Genomic DNA, 24198 nt, shown 5'->3' with positions numbered 1-24198 from the left:
TGCGGTCGGGGCCGTTGTGGACCAGCCCCATGGCGATGCCCCGGCCCAGCGTTGGCGAGTGATAGGTCGAGGTCACGCGCCCTTCGGTGTTACGCTGGCCGTTGGCATTGGTGCCGGGCACGGCGGCATAGGCCCCGTCGGGCAGGACCGAGCCGTCGAGCGTTTCCAGCCCCACAAGCTGCCAGCGGTCGGGGTCGGCCATGTGGCGGCGTTCCTGTGCGCGCTTGCCGATATAGTCGTCCTTTTTCTTGGAAATCGCCCAGTGCAGCCCGAGATCCTGCGGGATCACCGTGCCGTCGGTCTCGTCGCCGATCATGATGAAGCCCTTCTCGGCACGCATGATGTGCAGGCACTCGGTGCCATAGGGCATCACGCCGAAGTCCTGCCCGGCCGCGTGCAGCGCCTCCCACAGGGCCAGGCCCTGCCCGGCGGGCACGGCGATTTCATAGGATAACTCGCCCGAGAAGGAGATGCGGAAGACCCGCGCCTCGATGCCGCCAATCTTGCCCTGCGTCCAGCCCATGAAGGTCAGCGCCTCGGGCGACAGGTCGATGTCGGTACCAAGCGTTTCCAGCACCTTGCGGGCATTGGGGCCGACCACGGCGATCTGGGCATACTGTTCGGTCAGGTTGGCGACGTACACCTGCCAGTCCCACCACTCGGTCTGCAGCCATTCCTCCATGTGGGCATGGACGCTGTCGGCCCCGCCCGAGGTCGTGTGGCACAGGAAGGTGTCCTCATCGAGCCGCGCGACGACCCCGTCGTCGGTCAGAAAGCCGTTTTCCGAACACATCAGGCCGTAACGACAGCGCCCCACCTTCAGCGTGCTCATCATGTTGGTGTAGAGCATGTCCATGAAGCGCGCGGCATCCGGCCCCTTGACCACGATCTTGCCCAGGGTCGAGGCATCCAGCAGCCCGAGGTTCTGCCGCGCGTTCGTCACCTCGCGCATGACGGCGTCGTGCTTGCTCTCGCCATCGCGGGGATAGCAGTAGGGCCGCCGCCACTGGCCGACCGGTTCCCAGGCGGCGCCGTTTGCCGCGTGCCAGTCGTGCATCGGCGTGCGCCGGATCGGCTGGAAGGTCTCGCCGCGCGCCTCGCCCGCGATCACGCCCATGGAAATGGGCGTGTAGGGCGGGCGGAAGGTAGTGGTGCCCGTCGCCGGGATCGGTTGCCCCAGCGCGTCGGAAAGCACCGCCAACCCGTTGATATTGCTCAGCTTGCCCTGGTCGGTGGCCATGCCCAGCGTGGTATACCGCTTGGTGTGTTCGACCGATTCATAGCCCTCTTGCGCGGCCAGTTGCACGTCGGCGACCTTCACGTCGTTCTGGTAGTCCAGCCACATCTTGGCGCGCAGCTTGTGGCCTGCGCCCTGCGGCATCATCCAAACCGGCTGCATCGGGCTTTCCTCGGGGGCGTCGCCTTGCGGGGCGGCGCCCGCCGCGCCCGCGGCACCGGCGGCGCGGGCCGCCGCCGCGCCCGCGTCATGCGCGTTCGCGACCACGTCGCGGGTTCGCATGGCGCCATGGGCCGCCCCGGCGGCAATCACGAAAGCCTCGCCGCTCGCCCCGGTCGGCGCGCGCTCGGGGTCGGGGCGGAAATGGGCCTGCGCCTCGTCCCAGATCAGCTTGCCGCCGCAGTGCGACCACAGGTGCACCACCGGCGACCAGCCGCCCGACATGGCGACCGCGTCGCAGGCGATCTCGTCCAGCACGGCGCCCTCGCCCGCCTGGGCGCAGATCGCCACGCCGGTCACGCGCTTGCCGCCCTTGACCTTTGCGATGCCCTTGCCGAGCAGCACCCTGACCCCCTCGGCCTCGGCGCGTTTGGCCATGGCCCCGGCCTCGGCGCGGGCATCGACGATTGCCGGTACCTCCAGCCCCGCGGCGCGCAGCGTCAGGGCAGTGCGATAGGCATCGTCGTTGTTGGTGACCACCACGGTGCGGTCGCCGGGGCTGACCGCGTGGTTGACGACGTAATCGCGCACCGCGCTGGCCAGCATCACCCCGGGGATATCGTTTCCGGCAAAGGACAGGGGCCGCTCGATCGCGCCGGTGGCGGTGACGACCTGCGCCGCCCGGATGCGCCAGAGGCGATGACGCGGGCCGTCCAGATCGGGGGCGTGGTCGGTCAGCCGTTCGTAGGCCAGAACATAGCCGTGGTCGTAGACCCCCGCGCCCATCAGGCGGGTGCGGGTCTGGACATTCTCCATGCCCTCAAGCTCTTGCAGGGCGTCCTTGATCCAATCGTCGGCCGGTTTGCCGTCGACCTCGGCCCCGTCCACGGGCGCGCGGCCACCCCAATGGGCGGTCTGTTCGGCCAGCAGCACCCGCGCCCCGGCCCGCCCCGCGGCCAAGGCGGCGGACAGGCCCGCCACGCCGCCGCCCAGCACCAGCACGTCCACGAAGGCGTAGAAATGTTCATAGGTGTCGGTGTCGCGCGCCTCGGCCTCCGGTGCCTTGCCCAGCCCGGCCGAGCGGCGGATGAAGGGCTCGTAGACGTGTTTCCACAGGGGCCGCGGGTGGATGAACATCTTGTAGTAGAAGCCCGCGGGCAGGAACCGCGCCAGCGCGGTGTTCACCGCCCCGATGTCAAACTCCAGGCTGGGGAAATGGTTCTGCGAGGACGCCTCAAGCCCCTCGAACAGCTCGGTCGTCGTGGCGCGCTGGTTCGGCTCGAACCGGTCGCCCTGCCCGAGGCCCACCAGCGCGTTGGGCTCCTCCGCGCCCGCGGCGACCACCCCGCGCGGGCGGTGATACTTGAAGGACCGGCCCACCAGCATCCGGTCATTGGCCAGCAGGCTCGCCGCCAGCGTGTCGCCGGCAAAGCCGGTCATCGGCTTGCCGTCGAAGGTGAAGTGCCGTTTTTGCGACCGGTCGATCAGCCGGCCGCCGGTTGCCAGACGTGTGCTCATGCGCGGGTCCTCGCATTGCCGGAGAGCGGCCGGGGAGCTGTCTGCCCCCCGGACCCCCCGAGGATATTTCGTGCCAGAAGATGCCTCATGCGCCGCCGTCCGAGATGTCGCGCCAGCGCCAGCCGGGGCGCTTGGCGCTGACGGCGTCCTTGATCTCTTGCGGCGGCTCGGTGGTCTGGGCCGAATAGGTGCCGAAGACCTCCAGCGTCGCCGTGTCGCGGGCGGCGTGAAACCACTTGCCGCAGCCATGCGCGTGGCGCCAGCGTTCGAAGTGCACCCCGCGGGGGTTTTCGCGCAGAAAGAGGTAGCCCTCGAAATCGTCATCCGAGGACCCGGGGCCATGCCGCGTCAGATGCGCCTCGCCGCCGGGGTGAAACTCGGTTTCCTCGGCGGTGACGCCGCAGTTGGGGCAGGTAAGCATCATCATGGCGTTGTTCCTCTTCCCTTGGGAAAACACGGTGTCAAAGCCACCGCGCCCGGCCCGAGGGTGGGGGCGATGACATGGCGCCCGCCCTGGGGGTCGGGTCGGGCGCGATCGGCGATGCAGGCATCGCCGGTCGGGAAACCAACCGCCACCATCAATGCGCCACCCCCGCCGCGACGCTCTCATCGATGAACTTGCCCTCGCGGAAGCGCCACATGCTGAACTCGTCGGTCAGGGGCGAGCGGCCCTTGGCCATCAGCTCGGCCATGGCAAAGCCCGATCCGGGCGTGGCCTTGAACCCGCCGGTGCCCCAGCCGCAGTTGACGAAGACGCCCTCGACCGGCGTTTTCGACAGGATCGGCGAGCGGTCGCCGGTCATGTCCACGATCCCGCCCCATTGCCGCAGCATCTTGAGCCGCGAGATCATCGGGAAGGTCTCGACCAGCGCGCGGACGGTTTCCTCGATATGGTGGAAGCTGCCGCGCTGGGTGTAGTTGTTGTAGCCGTCCGCGCCACCGCCGATGACCATCTCGCCCTTGTCGGACTGCGACATGTAGCCGTGCACGGTGTTGGCCATGACGACCACATCCATGCAGGGCTTGATCGGCTCGGACACCAGCGCCTGCAGCGCCACGCTCTCGATGGGCAGGCGGAAGCCCGCCTTCTCGGCCAGCACGCCCGAGTGCCCGGCCACAACGATCCCCAGCTTGTTGCAGCCGATGTCGCCCTTGGTGGTCTGCACGCCGGTCACGGTATCGCCGTCGCGGGTGATGCCGGTGACCTCGCACTGCTGGATGATGTCCATGCCCATGTCGGAACAGGCGCGGGCATAGCCCCAGGCCACGGCGTCGTGGCGCGCGGTGCCCGCGCGGGCCTGCCACAGACCGCCCAGCACCGGGTAGCGCGGCCCATCCAGGTTGATGATCGGCACCAGTTCCTTGACGCGGGCGGGCGGGATGAATTCCGTCTGCACCCCCTGCAGGGCATTGGCATGCGCGGTGCGCAGGTAGCCGCGGACCTCGTGTTCGGTCTGGGCCAGCATGATGACGCCGCGGGGCGAATACATCACGTTGTAGTTCAAGTCCTGGCTCATCGTCTCGTAAAGGCTGCGCGATTTTTCGTAGATCGCGGCCGACGGATCCTGCAGGTAGTTCGAGCGGATGATCGTCGTGTTGCGGCCGGTGTTGCCGCCGCCCAGCCAGCCCTTTTCGAGGACGGCGACATTGGTGATGCCGTGTTCCTTGCCGAGAAAATAGGCCGTGGCCAGCCCGTGCCCGCCGGCGCCGATGATGATGGCGTCGTAGTGTTTCCTGGGCTCGGGCGAGCGCCAGTGCCGGTTCCAGCCCGTGTGCTGGCGCATGGCTTCGCGGGCGATGGCAAAGGCGGAAAAGCGTCTCATGGGGCGGCTCTCGCGTCAGGGCGGTCTCGGCCTTCGTTGTGGCGCATGGGCCGGCGGTGCAGCGGACTCTCGGCGGCATTTGGCGGCGCGTTTCCGACAAGGCCGCCGGGCGCGGCCAATTTGCCGCAATGGCGCATCGCGCGGGGTCTTTCGCGCCGCCGCAACACCGGGTAGACGAGGGCGACAATGGAACAGACCGTCTGGATATTCTGGGTCACCGCCGCCGCGCTGGTGGGGCTGACCGTCGCCGCCCTCGTCGCCCCGCTGATCCGTGCCCGCCGCGCCGACGACAGCGAGGCGGGCGAGGTCACCGACGTGGACATCTACAAGTCCCAGCTGGCCGAGGTCGAGCGCGACCTGGCGCGCGGTGTCCTCAACGCCGAGGAGGCCGAGCGCACCCGCACCGAGATCGCCCGCCGCCTTCTGGCCGCCGACCGCGCCGGAACCGGGGCCGAACCGCGCGACGAGGCGCCCCGGCGGCTCAACATCGCGCTGGCGGTGGTCACGATGCTGGCCGTGGCGGGGGCCGCGCTCTGGGGGTACATGACGCTGGGCCAGCCCGGATACGGCGACCTGCCCCGGGCCGAACGCATCGCCGCCGCCGAGGAGATGCGCCGCAACCGGCCGAGCCAGCGCGAGGCCGAGGCCCGCGTCACCGACAAGATCGCCGCCACCCCGCAGGTCGACGCCGAGACGCGCGACATGATCGAGCGCCTGCGCGAGATCGTGCCCACCCGCCCCGACGACCTGGACGGCTGGCAGTTGCTGGCCGACAACGAGGGGCGGCTGATGAACTTCGCGGCCGCCGCCGAGGCGCAGGCCCGTGTCGTCGCGCTCAAGGGCGAGGCGGCCAGCGAGACCGACCGCTATCGCCTGGCCTTCTATCGCTTCATCGCAGACGACGGTGGCATCAGCCCCGACCTGCAGGCCGAGGTCAACGGAATCGCCGAGGACTCCGCCGCCCGGGCCGAGCTGTGGCAGGCCATGGCGCTGGATGCCCGCTCGATCGGGCATTTCCAAGCCGCCGCCCGCGCCAAGGAACGCCAGATCGCCACCCGCGGCGACGCGGCGACGACCGAGGACTACGCCGAACTTCTCGACTACCTTGTCAGCGCCGCTAACGGGGTCGTCACGCCCGAGGCCGAGACGATCGCCGTGCGGCTGCTGCAACGCGACCGGGGCAACGTCGCCGCACTCTATTACGCGGGGTTGCTCTATTCGCAGACCGACCGGCCGGACCGGGCCTTCGACTTCTTCCGCCGGGTGATCGAGACGGGCAGCCCCGACAGCCTCCATTACACCATGGCCGCCAACCAGATCGAGTCCGTGGCCCGGCGCGCAGGCGTCGACTACACCCTGCCCGAGCCGCAGGGGCGCGGCCCCTCGGCTGCCGACATGCAGGCCGCGCAGGACATGTCCGAAGAGGACCGCGCCGCGATGATCGAGAACATGGTCTCGGGCCTGTCGACGCGGCTGGCCGAACAGGGCGGCCCGCCGGCCGACTGGGCGCAGCTGATCCGCGCCCTGGGCGTGCTGGGCCGGAATGAGCGCGCCGCCGCGATCTGGGCCGAGGCGCAGCAGGTCTTTGCGGGCGACACCGAGGCGCTGGAGACCATCCGCGGCGCGGCCCGTGCCGCCGGCGTCGCCGAATGATCCGCGACACCCCCGAGGCGTTCGCCGCCGCGCTGCCGCCCATGGCGCCGGTGGCGGGCCTCGACCTGGGAACGAAGACCATCGGCATCGCCCTCTCGGACCGGCTGCACACGGTGGCCACACCCCTTGAGACGCTCAAGCGCCGCAAGTTCACCGCCGATGCAGAGGCGCTGCTGGCGCTGGTGGCCCGGCGCGAGGTCGGCGGGCTAGTGCTGGGCCTGCCGCGCAACATGGACGGCACCGAGGGGCCGCGCGCCCAATCCACCCGGGCCTTCGCACGCAACCTGTCGCAGCTGACCGACCTGCCCCTTACTTTCTGGGACGAACGCCTGTCCACCGTGGCCGCCGAACGCGCCCTGCTGGAGGCGGATGCGTCACGCAAACGTCGCGCCGAGGTGATCGACCACGTCGCCGCCGGTGTTATCCTGCAGGGGATGCTGGATCGGATGCGCAATATCGGGGCGGGCGGATGACAGGGCCGGAGGATCGCGACGACACGGATGCCGTCTGGACGCGGGCCGAGATCGAGAGCCCCTGCATCCAGGTCTGCGTGGTCCACCCCGAGGCGCGCATCTGCACCGGCTGCCACCGCAGCCTGGACGAGATCGCCAGTTGGTCACGCCTGAGCGCGGAGGCCCGCCGCGCCATCATGGCAGACCTGCCCGGCCGCGCCGAGCTGCTCCGCGTGCGCCGCGGCGGCCGCGCCGCACGGCTGAAACGCGGGCCAGGCACCAGGGCCTGACGCGGCGCGAACCGTCCCGGCAGGCGTCATCACCGGAAAGATAATTCCAAAAACGGCCGTCGGGGCGACACTTTCTCCGGATTCGCGGTTGACCCTCGGCCGCGCCCGTGCAAACTGCCCGCACGCGAGAGGAAAGCCGCCGAGAATGACCACGATCCTGGTACTTGTAGGGGAAACGCGCATGGGCCGGTAACGGTTTTGCCATAACGGTGACCCATGCGCCCTCGGATATCCCGCCGGGGGCTTTTTTATGCGCACTGCAGAGACGTCACGAGATGAGGATAAGACGATGTCAGCACAGATGACCGGCGCGAAGATGGTGGTCCAGGCCCTGATCGATCAGGGTGTGGACACGGTATTCGGCTATCCCGGCGGGGCCGTGCTGCCCATCTACGACGAGGTCTTTCAGCAGAATTCGATTCGCCACGTCCTGGTGCGCCACGAACAGGGCGCGATCCACGCCGCCGAGGGGTACGCCCGTGCGACCGGCAAGGTCGGCGTGGCGCTGGTCACCTCGGGCCCCGGCGCGACCAACGCGGTGACCGGGCTGACCGACGCGCTGATGGATTCGATCCCGCTGGTGGTCTTCTCGGGCCAGGTGCCGACCTTCATGATCGGCTCGGACGCCTTCCAGGAGGCCGACACCGTGGGCATCACCCGCCCCTGCACCAAGCACAACTGGCTGGTCAAGGACACCGAAAAGCTGTCGAACACCATCCACGAGGCCTTTCACGTCGCCGCCAGCGGCCGGCCCGGCCCGGTGCTGGTCGACATCCCCAAGGACGTGCAGTTCGCCGCGGCCGACTACACCGCGCCGCGGGCGATGACCTCGCACTACCGCCCCCAGGTCAAGGGCGACATCGAAGGGATCACCGACCTGGTCAAGGCCATCGAGACGGCGAAAAAGCCGATCTTCTACACCGGCGGCGGGGTCATCAATTCCGGCCCGGCGGCGAGCCAGCTGCTGCGCGAACTGGTCGATGGCACCGGCTTTCCCATCACCTCGACGCTGATGGGGCTGGGCGCCTACCCCGCCTCGGGCGACAACTGGCTGGGCATGCTGGGCATGCACGGGCTCTATGAATCCAACATGGCGATGCACGATTGCGATTTGATGATCAACATCGGCGCGCGCTTCGACGACCGGATCACGGGCCGCATCGACGCCTTCAGCCCCAATTCGAAGAAGGTTCATATCGACGTCGACCCCTCCTCGATCAACAAGGTGATCCGCACCGACATCGCCATCGTCGGCGACGTCGCCCATGTGCTGGAAGACGTGCTCAAGGTCTGGAAATCGCGCGGCCGCAAGACCGACCGCGCCGGGCTGGACGAGTGGTGGGCGCAGATCGCCGACTGGAAGACGGTCAACTGCTTGGCCTATACGCAAGAAGGCAAGACGATCCGCCCGCAATACGCGGTCGAGCGGCTGGAAGCGCTGACCAAGCATCGCAAGGACCGGTTCATCTCCACCGAGGTCGGCCAGCACCAGATGTGGGCGGCGCAGTACATGGGTTTCGACGATCCCAACCGCTGGATGACATCCGGCGGGCTGGGCACCATGGGCTACGGCTTTCCCGCCTCGATCGGGGTGCAGATGGGCCACCCCGACGCGCTGGTCATCAACGTCGCCGGCGAGGCATCGTGGCTGATGAACATGCAGGAACTGGGGACAGCGGTGCAGTACCGCCTGCCGGTCAAGCAGTTCATCCTAAACAACGAACGGCTGGGCATGGTGCGCCAGTGGCAGGAACTGCTGCACGGCGAGCGCTATTCGTCGAGTTGGTCCGAGGCGCTGCCCGATTTCGTGAAACTGGCTGAGGCCTTCGGCGCCAAGGGCATCTGCGTCAGCGACCCCGACGACCTGGACGACGCGATCATGGAGATGCTCGACCACGACGGCCCGGTGATCTTCGACTGCCTTGTCGAGAAGCACGAGAATTGCTTCCCGATGATCCCGTCGGGCAAGGCCCATAACGAGATGCTGCTGGGCGAGGCTGAGACGCAGGGCGTGATCGACAGCAAGGGATCGGTGCTGGTCTGACCCGAAAATTCCAGAATTTTCGGAATGCCGCCAAAATTCTGGAATTTTGGCCCCGCGACAGGAAAAACAGGAACGAAAATGTCCGCGCTCAACATCAAGAAGGGCTCCACGAGCCACTCCGCATACAACCTTCGGCCCACTTTCTCGGACACCGAGGAACGTCACACCCTCGCCGTTCTGGTGGAAAACGAACCCGGCGTGCTGGCCCGGGTCATCGGGCTGTTCTCGGGGCGGGGCTACAACATCGAGAGCCTGACCGTCGCCGAGGTGGACCATACCGGCCACCTGAGCCGCATCACCATCGTGACCACCGGCACGCCGCAGGTGATCAACCAGATCACCGCCCAGCTGGGCCGGATCGTGCCCGTCCACGAGGTCCATGACCTCACGGTCGAGGGGCACAGCGTGGAGCGGGAACTGGCGCTCTTCAAGGTCTCCGGCAAGGGCGAGGACCGGGTCGAGGCGCTGCGCCTTGCGGATGTCTTTCGCGCCCGCGTCGTGGACAGCACACTGGAGAGCTTCGTCTTCGAGATCACCGGCACGCCGGAAAAGATCGACGCCTTCGCCGACCTGATGCGCCCCATCGGGCTGGTGGAGATGGCGCGCACGGGCGTCGCCGCGCTGGCCCGCGGCGCAAAGTAACGGTCGCGCTGGCCCGCGGCGCAAAGTAACCGGCCGCGCCGGCCCGCGGCGCGGACCATCACACGCTCCTCCTGTCAGGCCAACCTTCCCCGCATGTCGCGGTGAGAAAACCGCATGTCGCTGCGATGGCGGCGCCCGCCCCGTTGGCGCGGTAAGGTGACTCGCCAGCAGACGACAGGAGGGTGCCCAATGGCCAAGGATATCGAGTCCGACGCGCTTGAGGCGGTGCGCCGCCGCGTCGCCAATGCCAACGGCCTGCCCAACGCGCATTACACCGACCCGGACATGTTCCGCACCGAGGCGCAGGCCCTGCTCATGTCCACCTGGGCCGGGCTGGCCGTCACCGCCGACGTGCCCGAACCGGGCGACGCGGTGCCGATGGAGTTCCTCGGCATGCCGCTGCTGCTGATCCGCGACAAGCAGGGCGCGGTGCGGGTATTCCAGAACATCTGCCGCCACCGCGGCATGATTCTCGTGCCCGAACCGCGCAAGATCGAGGGCGCGATCCGCTGCCCCTATCATTCATGGTGCTATTCCACCGCCGGGCGGCTGGTCTCGACCCCCCATGTGGGCGGGCCGGGCCACAACACGCACGAGGCCATCGACAAGGATGCGCTGGGCCTGATCGAGGTGCCCAGCCACATCTGGCGCGAGGTGGTCTTCATCAACGTCGACGGCACCGCCCCGCCCTTCGAGGAGGTGCACGCCGACCTGATCGCCCGCTGGGCCGAGCACGACAAGCCGCTCTATCACGGCGGCGCCGACAGCACCTTCGTGCTCGACGTCAAGACCAACTGGAAACTCGCCGTCGAGAACTATTGCGAAAGCTACCACCTGCCCTGGGTTCACCCGGGCCTGAACAGCTATTCGCGGCTGGAAGATCACTACAATATCGAGGCCCCGGGCAAGTATTCCGGCCAGGGCACGCTGGTCTACCGCCAACTGCGCGGCGTCAACGAAGAGGTCTTCCCCGATTTCGATGGCCTGTCGGAGCAATGGGACGAGGGCGGTGAATACGTCGCCCTCTACCCCAACGTCCTGCTGGGGGTGCAGCGCGACCACGCCTTCGCCATCGTGCTGGACCCTGTCGCGCCGGACCACACCCGCGAACATATCCACCTGTTCTACGCCACTCCCAAGACCGACGAGGGCATGCGCGCCAAGAACGCCACGCTGTGGAGAACCGTCTTCGAGGAGGACATCGGCGTCTGCGAGGGCATGCAGCGGGGCCGCAGCGCCCCGGGCTTCGACGGCGGCCGCTTCAGCCCGGCCATGGACAGCCCCACGCACTGCTTTCACGACTGGGTTGCCGAAAGGATGCAGAGCCATGGCTGATCTCGCCCGCCGCCTGCTCGAGGCCCACGCCCGCGACGACCGCGCCGCCCTCGTCGCGCTTTACGAAGAGGCCGCGAACTGCTCCAACGATCTGGACGCGGCCTGTTTCTACCTGACCCACGCCTGGGTTTTCGCGCTGGACGTGGGCCACACCGCCGCCGATGCCCTCTACGACAAGCTGCACGGGCTCGGCCGCGCCTGACCTTCATCTTGGCCCCTGACCTCCCCCAGGAGGGCCGGCGCGCCGTCCCAGCGCGCCGCGTCGGACGGTGCGGACAGCGCGCGCCTTGCCACGTCCGGCGGCCCGCGCAATGATCGTCGCATGACACAGCGCAAGATCATCATCGACACCGACCCCGGCCAGGACGACGCCGTCGCCATCCTGCTGGCGCTGGCCGCGCCGGACCTCGAGGTCCTGGGCCTGACGGCGGTGGCCGGCAACGTGCCGCTGGAGCTGACCCAGACCAACGCGCGCAAGGTCTGCGACCTCGCCGGGCGGCCGGACATCCCAGTGTTCGCGGGCTGCGACCGGCCGCTGGCCCACCCCCTCGTCACCGCCGAGCATGTCCACGGCAAGACCGGGCTTGACGGCCCCGACCTGCCCGCGCCCATCACCCCGCTGCAGGACGCCCATGCGGTGGATTTCCTGATCGAGACCCTTCGCACGGAACCACCCGGCACGGTCACGCTCTGCCCCATCGGGCCGCTGACCAATATCGCCACCGCCTTTCGGCGCGCACCCGACATCGTGGACCGCGTGCAGGAGATCGTTCTGATGGGCGGGGCCTATTTCGAGGTTGGCAACATCACCCCGGCGGCCGAATTCAACATCTACGTCGACCCCGAGGCGGCCGAGATCGTGTTCAACGCCGGCGTGCCGCTGGTGGTCATGCCGCTGGACGTGACGCACAAGGCCCTGACGACGCCCGCCCACATCGCGGGTTTTCGCCAGATGGGCACGCCCGTGGGCGCGGCCGTCGCGGCCTGGACGGTTTTCTTCGAACGCTTCGACAAGGAGAAATACGGCCAGGAGGGCGCGCCGCTGCACGACCCCTGCACCATTGCCTGGCTGCTGGCGCCCGAGCTGTTCTCGGGCCGGCACATCAACGTCGAGATCGAGGTGCACAGCCCGCTCACCCGCGGCATGACCGTCGCCGACTGGTGGCGGGTGACCGACCGCCCCGCCAACGCCCACTTCGTCGGCAATGTCGACGCGGACGGGTACTTCGCGCTGCTGACCCGCCACATCGCCACGCTCTGAGCGAGGCGGGCGATCCGTCGACGGATCGCCCTCCGCTGCGTGCACGCAGCGGCCGCGCTCAGGTGGCCGTCGCCACCACGATGACCATGATGATGGAATAAAGCGCGATGCCGCCGCCGATCAGCGCGATGTGCCAGTTCTTGAAGACGCTGGCCTTGGCCATCTGGCCGGCCTGGTAAATCAGGTCGGGCCACGTGTAGCTGACGAAATCGCCCTGGGTGAAGACGGCCTTGATCCGGCCGTTTTCGTCCACCACCGGCAGGCGGCGAAAGCGTTCGTTGGACATGATGCGCAGCCAGTCGACAACCTCGTCGGTGTCGCGCGCGACGCGCGGCTCGGCGGTCATGATCTCGGACAGCGGCGTCTTGGCCGCGTCGCGCCCGGCGTTGACGATCTTCTTCATGATGTCGCGCTCGGTCACGATGCCCGTCACCTTGTTGTCGCCATCGACCACCACGACCGAGCCGAAGCTCTTGTCGGACATGGCGGCGACGGCCTCGCTCGCCATGGTCTCGGCCGGGAAGGTCAGCGGCCTCGGCTTGCTGGCGAACTCGGGACGGTCGCGCAGCGCCATCCGGGTGCGGGTCGATGCGGTCATTGCGATACTCCTGTTACGTATTGTCGCAGAGTGAAATAAGACGGGCCGGCCGGAAGGCAAGCACGGCGCGCGCGGGGCTTTTCCGCCGCCCGCGACACCCCTATGTTGTTTTCATGAGCCTGCATATTCCGTTCGATAACACCTACGCCGCCCTGCCCGACCGGTTCTACACCCGGCAGGGCGCGGTGCCCGTGCGTGCGCCCGAGCTGTTCGCCTTCAACGCGCCGCTCGCGCGGGCGCTGGGCATCGCCGGGGCCGGGTCCGAGACGGCCGATGATCGCGCCGCGCTGGCCGAGGTCTTTTCGGGCAACGCGACGCCGCCAGGCGCGGCGCCTTTGGCACAGCTTTACGCGGGCCACCAGTTCGGCGGCTTCTCGCCGCAGTTGGGCGATGGCCGGGCGCTTTTGCTGGGCGAGGTCGAAACGGCGCAGGGTCGCCGCGATATCCAGCTGAAGGGATCGGGCCCCACACCCTATTCGCGCATGGGCGACGGGCGCGCCTGGGTCGGCCCGGTGATCCGCGAATACCTTATGTCCGAGGCCATGGCCGCCCTCGGCGTGCCCACCACCCGCGCGCTGGCCGCCGTGACCACGGGCGAGCCGGTGCTGCGCGAGGACGGGCCGATGCCCGGCGCCATCCTGACCCGCGTGGCCGCCAGCCACATCCGGGTGGGCACCTTCCAGGCCTTCGCCGCCCGCAACGACACCGACGCGCTGCAGCGGCTGACCGATTACACCATCGCGCGGCATTTCCCCGGGGCCGACGGCCCGCTGGACCTGTTGCAGGGGCTGATGGAAGTGCAGGCCGACCTGGTGGCGCGCTGGATGTCCATCGGTTTCATCCACGGGGTGATGAACACCGACAACATGGCGCTGTCGGGCGAGACGATCGATTACGGCCCCTGCGCCTTCATGGATCGCTATCACCCCGACACGGTGCTGTCCTCGATCGACCGGCAGGGGCGCTATGCCTATTCCAACCAGCCGCCCATCGCGCACTGGAACATCGCGCAGTTCGCCAGCGCACTGGTGCCGATCATGGGCGACGAGGACAAGGCGGTGGCCGATCTGACCGAGGCGATCAAGGCCTTCCCGCCGCTCTACGAGGCGGCCTGGCTGCGTCACTTCGGGGCCAAGGTCGGGCTGGCCGAGGCCACGCCGGACGACCGCCCGCTGATCGAGGCCTTCCTGAGCCACATGGCGCAAGAGGGGCTGGATTTCACCAACACCTTCGCCGCGCTGCCGCAGGTGCCCGCGGGGCTGGAGGACTGGGCGCGGCAATGGCAGGCGCGCGGGCCGGACATGAACCTCGTGGCGCGATCGAACCCGCGGGTCATCCCACGGCTGCACCGCATCGAGGCGGTGATCGCCGCCGCCGTAGCCGGCGATTTCGCCCCCTTCGACGAGATGCTGTCAGTCGTGACCACCCCCTTCGCCGAGGCCGATACGCGCTACACCGCGCCGCCCGAACCCGAGGAGCGGGTCACCCAGACCTTCTGCGGGACCTGAGAGCGCGCCGCGGCGGGCCGTCACTCGGCCAGCATCCACTCGCCCTCGGGCCAGAAGGCGTGGAAAGCGAAGGCGAACATCACGTCGTGGGCCACGTCATTGCCCTGCGCGTCGCGCACCCGCACGGTGCCCACGTCGCGCGCATCCGCGATCCGCGCGGTGTCCAGCGCCGAGGCCTGCCCAGCCGACCAGGACAGCACGTGGCCGGCTTCCTCGATCCGGCCTTCCTCGGCCAGCCGCGTCAGCGGCCAAGCCTGGCCGTCGATCGCGACGACGCGGACCAGCGGCGGGATATCATGTGGCGGATTTTCCCCGCGGTAAAGAAACGGCCGCTGGGAACTGTCGTATTTGACGTAGGGGTTGCGGCCGTAATCGCGCGGGTAGTTTGGTTCTGCCATGACCAGGCCCTCGGGATTACGAGCGGTGAACTCCGACCAGCTTTCCATCCAGGTGGGCAGACGCTCCAGCTCGGTGCCGGTCAGCTCGCCGACCACGGCCTCGCCAATGGCCTGTTGCCACCAGCTTTCGGTCTGGCGGTCGTACATGATCATGTCAGAATGGCGCAGCTTGCCCGACACGCCGAATTCCAGCACCCCGCCTGCGACGCGGCGGTCGAAGGTGATGCCCGAATTGCACAGCGGGCAGAAGGTCACGGCGATCGGCCTGTCGCCGACCGTGTCGTTGACGATCTCGTGCCAGGTCAGATAGCGGATCGGGTAGGCGTGCGGCGTCTCGCCCTCGATTTCCACGGTAATGACGGGCTCGCGGCCGTCTATGCGCGTTTCATCGGCGGCGGGGATGAAATCGGGCCCCGTCAGCGCCGGGATGCCGTCCTTGGGCGGCCCGCCCGAGATGACCTCGGACCAGTCGTCAATGGTCGTTTGCTGAAAATCGGTGTCGGGCCATTCGCGCGCCCAGGCTTGCGGGTTGGCGGCAGCGGCGCCGGCGAAAACGGTCAGGGTCAGGGCAAGGATGAGATGGCGCATGGGTCGGGTCCTCCTACGCGTAGCCTGACCGGGCCGGGCCGCGCGGCCCAGCCCCCCTGACCGGAACGTGATCGCCCGTCAGCGGCGCGTGTCACTCGGTCACGCGCACCTGTTCCATCCAGTCGGGTTCCCCGATCACCGCGCCGTTGCGGCCCTCGCCGCGCTTGATGGCGTCGACCACGTCCATGCCGGCGGTCACCTCACCGACAACGGTATATTGCCCGTCCAGATGCGGAGCGGGGGCGAACATGATGAAGAACTGGCTGTTGGCGCTGTCGGGATCGGCGGCCCGGGCCATGCCGACCGTGCCGCGGGCGAAGGAAAGCGTGTCGGAGAACTCGGCGCCGAGGGTGCCCATGTCCGAGCCGCCGGTGCCTGCCCGGCGCATGTCGAAGCCCTCGGCGGCGCGGTCGCCGTATTGCACGTCGCCGGTCTGGGCCATGAAGCCGTCGATCACCCGGTGGAAGACGACGCCGTCATACGCGCCATCGGCGGCCAGCGTGGTGATCCGGTCGGCGTGGTCCGGGGCAGTCTCCTCGAAAAGGTCGATGGCGACGGTGCCACTGGCCTGGCCCGCGACATCGATTTCAAGGCCCGCGGCGGCGGCCTGCGTGCCCGTCAGGGCGAGGATCAGGGCAAGCTTACGCATCGGCGGCCACCTTGACGCTGACCATCCGGTCGGGCTCGGCGGGCGGCTCGCCCCGGGTGATGCCATCGACCAGGTCCATCCCCTCGATCACCCGGCCATAGACGGTGTATTGGCCGTTGAGGAAGTGATTGTCCTTGAAGCTGATGAAGAACTGCGAATTGGCCGAATTGGGGTTGGCCGCGCGCGCCGCGCCTATAGTGCCGCGATCATGCGGCAGCTTGGAGAACTCGGCAGGAAGGTCGGGTTTGTCCGACCCGCCCGTGCCCGCGCGCGACGGGTTGAAGCCATCGTTGGTGTTGCCGAACTGCACATCGCCGGTCTGGGCCATGAAGCCGTCGATCACCCGGTGGAAGATCACCCCGTCATAGGCGCCCGCGCGGGCCAGTTCCTTCATCCGCGCGCAGTGCTTGGGCGCGATGTCGGGCAAAAGCTCGACCGTGACGGTGCCGCCCTCCAGCGCGATGAGGATCGTGTTCTCGGGGTCCTTGATCTCGGCCATGCGGCCCTCCTTGGTTGCCTGTCGGTGGCAACCTATGCCGGCCCCCGGCCCTTGCCAAGCGCGCGCTTGACCCGCCCGGGCGAAAAGCCCAGACACAGGGCGACAAAGCACAGGCAAAGGGGACCGGGATGCGCTGGACGACGCTCGACGACATGGACCTGCAGGGAAAGGTCGTGCTGACCCGCGTGGACATCAACGTGCCGGTCGAGGACGGCCGGGTGACCGACGCCACCCGGATCGAGCGCATCAAGCCCACGATCGACGATATCCTCGCCAAGGGGGGCAAGCCGGTGCTGATGGCGCATTTCGGCCGGCCCAAGGGCCAGCCCGACCCGGCCATGTCGCTGCGCCTGGTCCAGCCCGCCCTGCAGGACGTGCTGGGCCGCGACGTGACCTTCCTCGAACGCCCCGACCAGGCCACCATCGACGCGACCGCCGGCGTGATCCTGCTGGAAAACACCCGGTTCACCCCGCAGGAGACGGAGAATGCGCCGGAAATGGCGCAGTTCCTGGCTAGCCTCGGCGATGTCTACTGCAACGATGCCTTTTCCGCCGCCCACCGCGCCCATGCCAGCACCGAGGGCGTCGCGCACCACCTGCCCAGCTGCGCCGGCCGCCTCATGGCACAGGAACTTGGCGCGCTCGAGGCGGCGCTGGAAAGCCCCGAGCGCCCGGTGGTGGCCGTTGTCGGCGGGGCCAAGGTCTCGACCAAGCTCGACCTGCTGGGCAACCTGATCGCCAAGGTCGACACGCTGGTGATCGGCGGCGGCATGGCCAACACGTTCCTCGCCGCGCAGGGCCTCGATGTGGGCAAATCGCTGTGCGAGCACGACCTGGCCGCAACCGCGCGCGAGATCATGGACCGGGCCGCGGCCGGGGGCTGCACGATCCTGCTGCCCACCGACGTGGTGGTGGCGCGCGAGTTCAAGGCGGGGGCGGCGCACGAGGTCGTCCCCGCCGCAGCCTGCCCGGGCGACGCAATGATCCTCGATGCCGGGCCGGAGTCGGTGCGCGCCGTCATCGCCGCGCTGGAAGGGGCGAAGACGCTGGTCTGGAACGGCCCGCTCGGGGCCTTCGAGATCGCCCCCTTCGATGCCGCGACCAATGCCGCCGCGGCCCGCGCCGCCGAGCTGTCCCGGGCCGGCACGCTGGTCTCGGTCGCCGGGGGCGGCGACACCGTCGCCGCGCTGAACAAGGCGGGCGCGGCCGGGGATTTCAGCTATGTCTCGACCGCCGGTGGGGCTTTCCTGGAATGGATGGAAGGCAGGACCCTGCCCGGTGTCGCGGCCCTCGAACGCGCCTGAGGCCATTGGCGCGACAATGATTGCCGGCACCCGGGTCCCGGCGTAGACTTATGAGTGCAGCCAAGACGGAGCCGACCATGACCGACCAAGCCAAAGCCGACCAGATGCGCAGCGCCCCGGGCTTCATCGCGGCGCTGGACCAGTCGGGCGGGTCCACCCCCAAGGCCCTTGCGCAGTATGGCGTCGGCGAGGACGCATATTCCGGCGAGGCCGAGATGTTCGACATGGTCCACGCCATGCGCACGCGCATCGTCAAGGCGCCCGCCTTCACCGGCGAGAAGGTGATCGGCGCGATCCTCTTCGAGATGACCATGGACCGCGAGATCGACGGCCTGCCCAGCGCGCGGTTCCTGTGGGAAAAGCGGGGCGTCGTGCCTTTCCTCAAGGTCGACAAGGGGCTGGAGGACGCCGACCGGGGCGTGCGCCTGATGAAACCCATCCCCACGCTGGACACCATGTGCGAACGCGCCGTCGGTCACGGGGTCTTCGGCACCAAGATGCGCTCGGTCATCGACGCTGCCGACGCCGCGGGCATCCGCGCGAACGTGGCCCAGCAGTTCCAGCTGGCCGCGCAGATCAAGCGCCACGGGCTGATGCCGATCCTGGAACCGGAGGTGACGATCTCGATCCCCGACAAGGCCGAGGCCGAGAGGATCCTGATGGACGAGATCCTGTCGGGCCTCGAGGCCCTGCCCGAGGGCGAGGAGGTCATGCTGAAACTCTCGCTGCCGAGCGAGGCGGGGTTCTACAGGCCCCTGATCGACCATCCCAAGGTCATGCGAGTCGTGGCTCTGTCGGGCGGGCATGCCCGCGACGACGCCAACGCGCTGCTGGAGCAGAACCACGGCATGATCGCCAGCTTCAGCCGGGCGCTGGCCGAGGGGCTGTCGGCGCAGCACTCCGACGCGGAGTTCAATGAAACCATTGCCGCCGGGATCGACAGCATCTACCGGGCCTCCAGCACCTGAGCGCGGCCTCCGCGTCGACGCGGAGGAGCGTCTCGCATCCGCGAGACGCGCACGGGCTTGCGCAAGCCCGTTTTCGCGCCGCGCGCGCGCGGCGCGGTCACGGCGCGTCGACGCGCCGTGCGTCTACGCCGAAAGCCGCGCCAGTATTCCGGCCGTGTCCAGCCCGCGCACCGCACCAGTGACCCGGCCCCGCGTGCCCAGCCGGGTCGCGATGTAGCCATCGCTGACCGCAGCCGGGGCCTGCTGCAGCAGCGTTGCGGCCGTCAGCAACACACCCAGGCTCTCGCAGAAGACGCGCGCCTCGGCCTCGAGCGGCAGTCCGGGCCAGGCCTCGCGATGGGCGGCCAGCGCCGCGTCGAACCTGCGATCCTGCCCCGCGACCTGCGCCAGCGCGTCGTCGACGGCCGCCCCGGCCGCCGCGTCGCGCGCCAGGGTCCGCAGCACGTCGAGGCAGATCACGTTGCCCGACCCTTCCCAGATGGAGTTGAGCGGCGCCTCGCGATAGAACAGCGGCATCGGGCCGTCCTCGACATAGCCCATGCCGCCCAGCACCTCCATCGCCTCGTAGGTGACATTGGGGCACAGCTTGTTGCCGAGGAACTTGGCCAGCGCCACGCCAATGCGGGCAAAGCCGCGCAACGCCGCGTCGGCCCCGTCGAAGGCCCGCGCCACCCGCAGGCCAAGCGCCAGCGTGCCTTCCCAGTCCAGCGCCAGGTCGGCCAGCACGCCGCGCATCAGCGGCTGGTCGATCAGCCGTTTCTGAAAGGCGGTGCGGTGGGCCACCCAGTGATGCGCCTCGACCAGCGCGGCCCGCATCAGGCCGGCCGGGGCGAGCGCCGTGTCCAGCCGGGTGTGATGGACCATCTCGATGATCCGGCGCAGCCCCGCGCCCTCCTCGCCGATGCGCCAGGCCAGCGCGTCCTCGTAGTCGATCTCGGCCGAGGCGTTGGCGCGGTTGCCCAGCTTGTCCTTCAGGCGCGTCAGGCGGATGCCGTTGCGCCCGTGGTCCAGCCAGCGCGGCACCATGAAACAGGTCAGGCCCCCATCGGCCTGCGCCAGCGTGAGGAAACCGTCGGACATCGGCGCGGAACAGAACCACTTGTGCCCGCGCAGCCTGTAGGCGTCGCCCTCGGGCCAGGCCCGCGTGGTGTTGGCGCGCACGTCCGATCCGCCCTGTTTCTCGGTCATCGCCATGCCCAGGGTTGCGGCGGGTTTCGCGGCCAGCGGCACGGCGCGGCCGTCGTAGGCGCGCGCGGTCAGTTTCGGCCCCCAGGTGGCGGCCAGATCGGTGCCCGCCAGCGCCGGCACCGCAGCGTAGGTCATGGTCATGGGGCAGCAGACGCCCGGCTCTACCTGGCTGGTCATGTAGACCATGGCGGCATGGCTGACATGGCTGCCCCCGTCCCAGGCGGTAGCGGCATAGCCATCGCGCAGTCCTGCCCCCAGCAGATCGTGATAGGCGGGGTGAAAGCGCACCTCGTCCAACCTCCGCCCGCCGGCGTCGACCGATACCAGCTCGGGCGGATGGCGGTTGGCATCACGCCCGGCCGCGCGCCGCGCGGCGGTGCCCCAGTCCCGGCCATAGGCGGCCAGGGTCGCGGCATCGCCACCGCGGGCGTGGTCGCGCAGCGCCGGATCATCCGCCCAGAGGTCGGCATCGCCGCGCGCGGGCGGCTGGTTGGTCACCTCGTGGGTGGTCAGGGCGTCGCGCGGCGGCAGGGTCATGGGGCACCTCCTGACCCGCGATTCTAGGTGGCAAAAAGGGGATTCACAAAGCGAATCGTCTGTGCGATTCTGATGACCGAGCGGGGCGGCACGACTCCGGGCACACGAGGCAGGCATGAGCACACGCAGGCGTGCGCCCCTGGGCGCCATCCTCTATTTCACAGGGCTGCTGCTTTTGGGGCTCTATTTCACCTTCGCCGCCGTCCAGGGCGATTACGGCGTGTTCAAGCGCGCCGAGATCGAGGCCGAGGGCGCCGAGCTTGCCGCGCGTCTCGCGGCGCTCGAGGCCGAGGTCGCCCGGATGGAAAACCTCACGCGCCGGCTGTCGGACAGTTATCTCGACCTCGACCTGCTGGATGAACAGGCCCGCGAGGTTCTGGGCCTCATCCGCGCCGACGAGATCGTGATCCGCTGACCCCGGGCCAAGCCATGCGCCCCGCGCAGGGCGGGGTTTCGCCCCTCCGGCCGGCCGCCCCCACATTCGCGGTGGATTTTCGCCGGACCCTCTTGTAGGGATAGTTTAATACTAAACTATCCGTTCCGCGCGAGGGGGAGGACCCATGCCTGCGAAAAAGACCACCAAGAAACCCAATGTCTCGGCCGACGCGTTGAAGGCGTACTACAAGGACATGCTTCTGATCCGGCGATTCGAGGAAAAGGCCGGCCAGCTCTACGGGATGGGCCTGATCGGTGGGTTTTGCCACCTCTACATCGGCCAGGAGGCCGTGGTCGTCGGCCTCGAGGCCGCCGCCGAGCAGGGCGACAAGCGCATCACCACCTACCGCGACCACGGCCACATGCTGGCCTGCGGCATGGACCCCAAGGGCGTCATGGCCGAACTGACCGGCCGCGAGGACGGCTACTCGGGCGGCAAGGGCGGCTCGATGCACATGTTTTCCAAGGAAAAGGATTTCTACGGCGGCCACGGCATCGTCGGCGCCAACGTGCCGCTGGGCGCGGGGCTGGCCTTTGCCGACAAGTACAACGACACCGATCGCGTGACCTTCACCTATTTCGGCGACGGTGCGGCCAACCAGGGCCAGGTCTACGAGACCTTCAACATGGCCGCCCTGTGGGAACTGCCGGTGGTCTTCGTCATCGAGAACAACCAGTACGCCATGGGCACCGCGCAGCAGCGCTCGACCTCCAGCGCCGATCTCTACAAGCGCGGCGCGGCCTTCGGCATCCCCGGCGAGATGGTCGACGGCATGGACGTGCTCGCCGTCAAGGAGGCCGGCGACAAGGCCGTCGCGCACTGCCGTGCCGGCAACGGCCCCTACATTCTGGAAATCAAGACCTACCGCTACCGCGGCCATTCCATGTCGGACCCGGCGAAATACCGCACCCGCGAGGAAGTCCAGAAGATGCGCGAGGAACGCGATCCGATCGAGCACATCCGTACCATGCTGCTCGAGGGCGAGCACGCCACCGAGGAGGATCTCAAGGCCATCGACAAGGAAACCAAGGAGATCATCAACACCAGCGCCGAATTCGCCAAGGAAAGCCCCGAGCCCGATCTCGACGCGCTCTGGACGGATATCTACGCAGCCGAAATTCCGCAGGAAGCCTGAGGGAGGATCACAGACATGGCTACCGAAATTCTCATGCCCGCCCTCTCGCCCACGATGGAAGAAGGCACGCTGGCCAAGTGGCTGGTCAAGGAAGGTGACACCGTCAACGCCGGGGATATCCTGGCCGAGATCGAGACCGACAAGGCCACGATGGAGTTCGAGGCCGTGGACGAGGGCACCATCGGCAAGATCCTGGTGTCCGAGGGCACCGAGGGCGTCAAGGTCAACACGCCCATCGCCGTGATCGGCGAAGAGGGCGAGGACATGTCCGACGCGGGGGCCGCCTCCCCGTCGGCGCCAGCCGACGCGGGCAAGGAGGCGGCCGCCGCAGGCGGCTCCGACGCGCCCGCCCCCGCCCCGGTAAGCGCCGCGCCGGCGGCCCCCGCGCCCGACCAGAGCCCGGACTGGCCCGCGGGCACCGAAATGGCCACCATGACTGTGCGCGAGGCGCTCAATACCGCCATGGTCGAGGAGATGGAGCGCGACGCCAGCGTCTTCCTGATGGGCGAGGAGGTCGCCGAATACGAAGGCGCCTACAAGATCACCCAGGGCCTGCTTGACCGGTTTGGCGCCAAGCGGATCGTCGACACACCGATCACCGAGCACGGCTTCGCCGGCATCGCCGTGGGCGCGGCCTTCGGCGGGCTCAAGCCCATCGTCGAGTTCATGACCTTCAACTTCGCCATGCAGGCGATCGACCAGATCGTGAACTCGGCGGCCAAGACGCTCTACATGTCCGGCGGCCAGATGGGCGCGCCCATGGTGTTCCGCGGCCCCAACGGCGCGGCCGCCCGCGTCGGCGCCCAGCACAGCCAGGACTATTCCGCCTGGTATGCCCATATCCCGGGGCTGAAGGTGGCGATCCCCTATTCGGCGGCCGACGCCAAGGGCCTGCTGAAATCCGCCATCCGCGACCCCAACCCGGTGATCTTCCTGGAAAACGAGATCCTCTACGGCCGCTCCTTCGAGGTGCCCGCGCTGGACGATTTCACCCTGCCCTTCGGCAAGGCCCGCATCGAGCGCGCCGGCTCCGACGTCACCATCGTCTCCTTCGGGATCGGCATGACCTACGCCATGGAGGCCGCCGAGCGCCTCGCCGAAGAGGGCGTGCAGGCCGAGGTCGTCAACCTGCGCACCCTGCGCCCGCTGGATTACGACACGGTGCTCGCCAGTGTCCGCAAGACCAACCGCATGGTCACCGTCGAAGAGGGCTGGCCGGTCGGGGCCATCGGCAACCATCTCTCGGCCCATGTCATGACCCATGCCTTCGACTACCTTGACGCGCCGGTCCTGAACCTCTGCGGCAAGGACGTGCCGATGCCCTACGCGGCCAACCTCGAACGCCACGCCCTGGTGACCACCGACGAGGTCATCGAGGCCGTGAACCAAGTCACCTACCGGTAAGGAGCGTCCCGATGGCTACCGAAATTCTCATGCCCGCCCTGTCGCCCACCATGGAGGAAGGCACGCTCGCCAAGTGGCTGGTCAAGGAAGGCGACACCGTAAACGCCGGCGACCTTCTGGCCGAGATCGAGACCGACAAGGCCACGATGGAATTCGAGGCCGTGGACGAGGGCACCATCGGCAAGATCCTGGTGTCCGAGGGCACCGAGGGCGTCAAGGTCAACACGCCCATCGCCTTGATCGGCGAAGAGGGCGAGGACATGTCGAACGCCGGGCCCGCGTCCCCGTCGGCGCCAGCCGACGCGGGAAAGGAGGTGGCCGCCTCGGGCGGCTCCGACGCCCCCGCCCCCGCCCCGGCCGAGGCCGCGACGGCCGCCCCGGCCGCGCCGGTCAAGGATGGCACGCGCATCTTCGCCTCGCCGCTGGCGCGCCGCATCGCCGCCGACAAGGGGCTGGACCTGGCGCAGATCACCGGCTCGGGCCCGCACGGGCGCATCATCAAGGCCGACGTTGAGACCGCGCAGCCGCAGGCCGCCCCGGCCGAGGCGGCCCCCGCCGCCGCCGAGCCCGCC

The 24198-nt window shown here is 68.7% G+C and carries 23 protein-coding genes; 15 read left to right on the top strand and 8 right to left on the bottom strand.

What is annotated here, in order from left to right; genetic code table 11:
- The 3 genes from BU124_RS12470 to BU124_RS12460 form a co-directional block, all read right to left on the bottom strand.
- A partial coding sequence (locus tag BU124_RS12470; protein WP_084863913.1) for a sarcosine oxidase subunit alpha family protein occupies window positions 1–2914 on the bottom strand: 2914 nt, incomplete at its 3' end.
- 85 nt (window positions 2915–2999) lie between these two features.
- Window positions 3000–3341: a sarcosine oxidase subunit delta gene (locus BU124_RS12465; protein ID WP_084863912.1), complete on the bottom strand. Its 342-nt coding sequence runs from the start codon at window positions 3339–3341 to the stop codon at window positions 3000–3002.
- A 151-nt stretch (window positions 3342–3492) separates the two neighbouring features.
- On the bottom strand, window positions 3493–4737 hold the full coding sequence (locus BU124_RS12460) for a sarcosine oxidase subunit beta family protein (RefSeq protein WP_084863911.1): 1245 nt from the start codon (window positions 4735–4737) through the stop codon (window positions 3493–3495).
- 186 nt (window positions 4738–4923) lie between these two features.
- Between BU124_RS12460 and ccmI the strand changes: the two genes are divergently transcribed.
- The 8 genes from ccmI (at window position 4924) to BU124_RS12420 (ending at window position 12414) form a co-directional block, all read left to right on the top strand.
- Entirely contained in the window at window positions 4924–6390 is a 1467-nt protein-coding gene (ccmI, locus tag BU124_RS12455) for a c-type cytochrome biogenesis protein CcmI (RefSeq protein ID WP_084863910.1), read from the top strand.
- Entirely contained in the window at window positions 6387–6863 is a 477-nt protein-coding gene (gene ruvX, locus BU124_RS12450; protein ID WP_084863909.1) for a Holliday junction resolvase RuvX, read from the top strand. Before ccmI ends, ruvX begins: the two co-directional genes overlap by 4 nt.
- On the top strand, window positions 6860–7132 hold the full coding sequence (locus BU124_RS12445) for a DUF1289 domain-containing protein (RefSeq protein ID WP_084863908.1): 273 nt from the start codon (window positions 6860–6862) through the stop codon (window positions 7130–7132). Before ruvX ends, BU124_RS12445 begins: the two co-directional genes overlap by 4 nt.
- Before the next feature lie 289 nt (window positions 7133–7421).
- The gene (locus BU124_RS12440) at window positions 7422–9176 is read left to right on the top strand and encodes an acetolactate synthase 3 large subunit (protein WP_084863907.1); all 1755 of its coding nucleotides are present in this window, start codon (window positions 7422–7424) and stop codon (window positions 9174–9176) included.
- Between the two features lie 78 nt (window positions 9177–9254).
- Window positions 9255–9818 carry an acetolactate synthase small subunit gene (gene ilvN, locus BU124_RS12435; protein ID WP_084863906.1) on the top strand — a complete coding sequence of 188 codons (564 nt, stop codon included), beginning with the start codon at window positions 9255–9257 and terminating at the stop codon, window positions 9816–9818.
- A 189-nt stretch (window positions 9819–10007) separates the two neighbouring features.
- Window positions 10008–11153, top strand: coding sequence for an aromatic ring-hydroxylating oxygenase subunit alpha (locus tag BU124_RS12430; RefSeq protein ID WP_084863905.1), 1146 nt, complete (start codon window positions 10008–10010; stop codon window positions 11151–11153).
- On the top strand, window positions 11146–11355 hold the full coding sequence (locus BU124_RS12425; protein WP_084863904.1) for a hypothetical protein: 210 nt from the start codon (window positions 11146–11148) through the stop codon (window positions 11353–11355). Before BU124_RS12430 ends, BU124_RS12425 begins: the two co-directional genes overlap by 8 nt.
- A gap of 120 nt (window positions 11356–11475) precedes the next feature.
- Entirely contained in the window at window positions 11476–12414 is a 939-nt protein-coding gene (locus BU124_RS12420; protein WP_084863903.1) for a nucleoside hydrolase, read from the top strand.
- 58 nt (window positions 12415–12472) lie between these two features.
- Here BU124_RS12420 and BU124_RS12415 read toward each other — a convergent pair whose 3' ends face one another.
- Window positions 12473–13012 carry a CBS domain-containing protein gene (locus BU124_RS12415; protein ID WP_084863902.1) on the bottom strand — a complete coding sequence of 180 codons (540 nt, stop codon included), beginning with the start codon at window positions 13010–13012 and terminating at the stop codon, window positions 12473–12475.
- A gap of 113 nt (window positions 13013–13125) precedes the next feature.
- Between BU124_RS12415 and BU124_RS12410 the strand changes: the two genes are divergently transcribed.
- A complete protein-coding gene (locus BU124_RS12410; RefSeq protein WP_084863901.1) occupies window positions 13126–14520 on the top strand; it encodes a protein adenylyltransferase SelO in 1395 nt (464 codons plus the stop codon).
- Window positions 14521–14540: 20 nt separating this feature from the next.
- Here the strand turns inward: BU124_RS12410 and BU124_RS12405 are convergent, their stop codons facing one another.
- The 3 genes from BU124_RS12405 to BU124_RS12395 form a co-directional block, all read right to left on the bottom strand.
- Window positions 14541–15506, bottom strand: coding sequence for a DUF3179 domain-containing protein (locus tag BU124_RS12405; RefSeq protein WP_084863900.1), 966 nt, complete (start codon window positions 15504–15506; stop codon window positions 14541–14543).
- Window positions 15507–15597: 91 nt separating this feature from the next.
- Entirely contained in the window at window positions 15598–16155 is a 558-nt protein-coding gene (locus BU124_RS12400; protein ID WP_084863899.1) for a peptidylprolyl isomerase, read from the bottom strand.
- Window positions 16148–16654 (bottom strand): peptidylprolyl isomerase, encoded by a 507-nt coding sequence (locus tag BU124_RS12395; RefSeq protein ID WP_084863898.1) that lies wholly within the window; start codon window positions 16652–16654, stop codon window positions 16148–16150. Before BU124_RS12395 ends, BU124_RS12400 begins: the two co-directional genes overlap by 8 nt.
- Window positions 16655–16782: 128 nt before the next feature.
- Here BU124_RS12395 and BU124_RS12390 point away from each other — a divergent pair, with 128 nt between their 5' ends.
- Window positions 16783–17958, top strand: a complete 1176-nt coding sequence (locus BU124_RS12390) for a phosphoglycerate kinase (RefSeq protein WP_084863897.1) — start codon at window positions 16783–16785, stop codon at window positions 17956–17958.
- 77 nt (window positions 17959–18035) lie between these two features.
- A complete protein-coding gene (locus tag BU124_RS12385; protein WP_084863896.1) occupies window positions 18036–18926 on the top strand; it encodes a fructose bisphosphate aldolase in 891 nt (296 codons plus the stop codon).
- A 123-nt stretch (window positions 18927–19049) separates the two neighbouring features.
- Here BU124_RS12385 and BU124_RS12380 read toward each other — a convergent pair whose 3' ends face one another.
- Entirely contained in the window at window positions 19050–20651 is a 1602-nt protein-coding gene (locus BU124_RS12380) for an acyl-CoA dehydrogenase family protein (RefSeq protein WP_084863895.1), read from the bottom strand.
- Window positions 20652–20766: 115 nt separating this feature from the next.
- On the opposite strand from BU124_RS12380, the gene BU124_RS12375 reads away from it, so the two are divergent.
- The 4 genes from BU124_RS12375 to BU124_RS12360 form a co-directional block, all read left to right on the top strand.
- Complete coding sequence (locus BU124_RS12375) at window positions 20767–21066, top strand: septum formation initiator family protein (protein ID WP_084863894.1); 300 nt, start codon at window positions 20767–20769, stop codon at window positions 21064–21066.
- Window positions 21067–21211: 145 nt separating this feature from the next.
- The gene (gene pdhA, locus BU124_RS12370; protein WP_084863893.1) at window positions 21212–22222 is read left to right on the top strand and encodes a pyruvate dehydrogenase (acetyl-transferring) E1 component subunit alpha; all 1011 of its coding nucleotides are present in this window, start codon (window positions 21212–21214) and stop codon (window positions 22220–22222) included.
- 15 nt (window positions 22223–22237) lie between these two features.
- Window positions 22238–23626, top strand: coding sequence for a pyruvate dehydrogenase complex E1 component subunit beta (locus tag BU124_RS12365; RefSeq protein ID WP_084863892.1), 1389 nt, complete (start codon window positions 22238–22240; stop codon window positions 23624–23626).
- An 11-nt stretch (window positions 23627–23637) separates the two neighbouring features.
- Window positions 23638–24198: biotin/lipoyl-containing protein (locus BU124_RS12360; protein WP_143529984.1), on the top strand; the 561-nt coding region annotated here is incomplete at its 3' end.

It is taken from the genome of Salibaculum halophilum, from assembly GCF_002094885.1.
GTDB lineage: Bacteria > Pseudomonadota > Alphaproteobacteria > Rhodobacterales > Rhodobacteraceae > Salibaculum > Salibaculum halophilum.
This window is presented reverse-complemented; position numbering and strand designations above follow the sequence as displayed.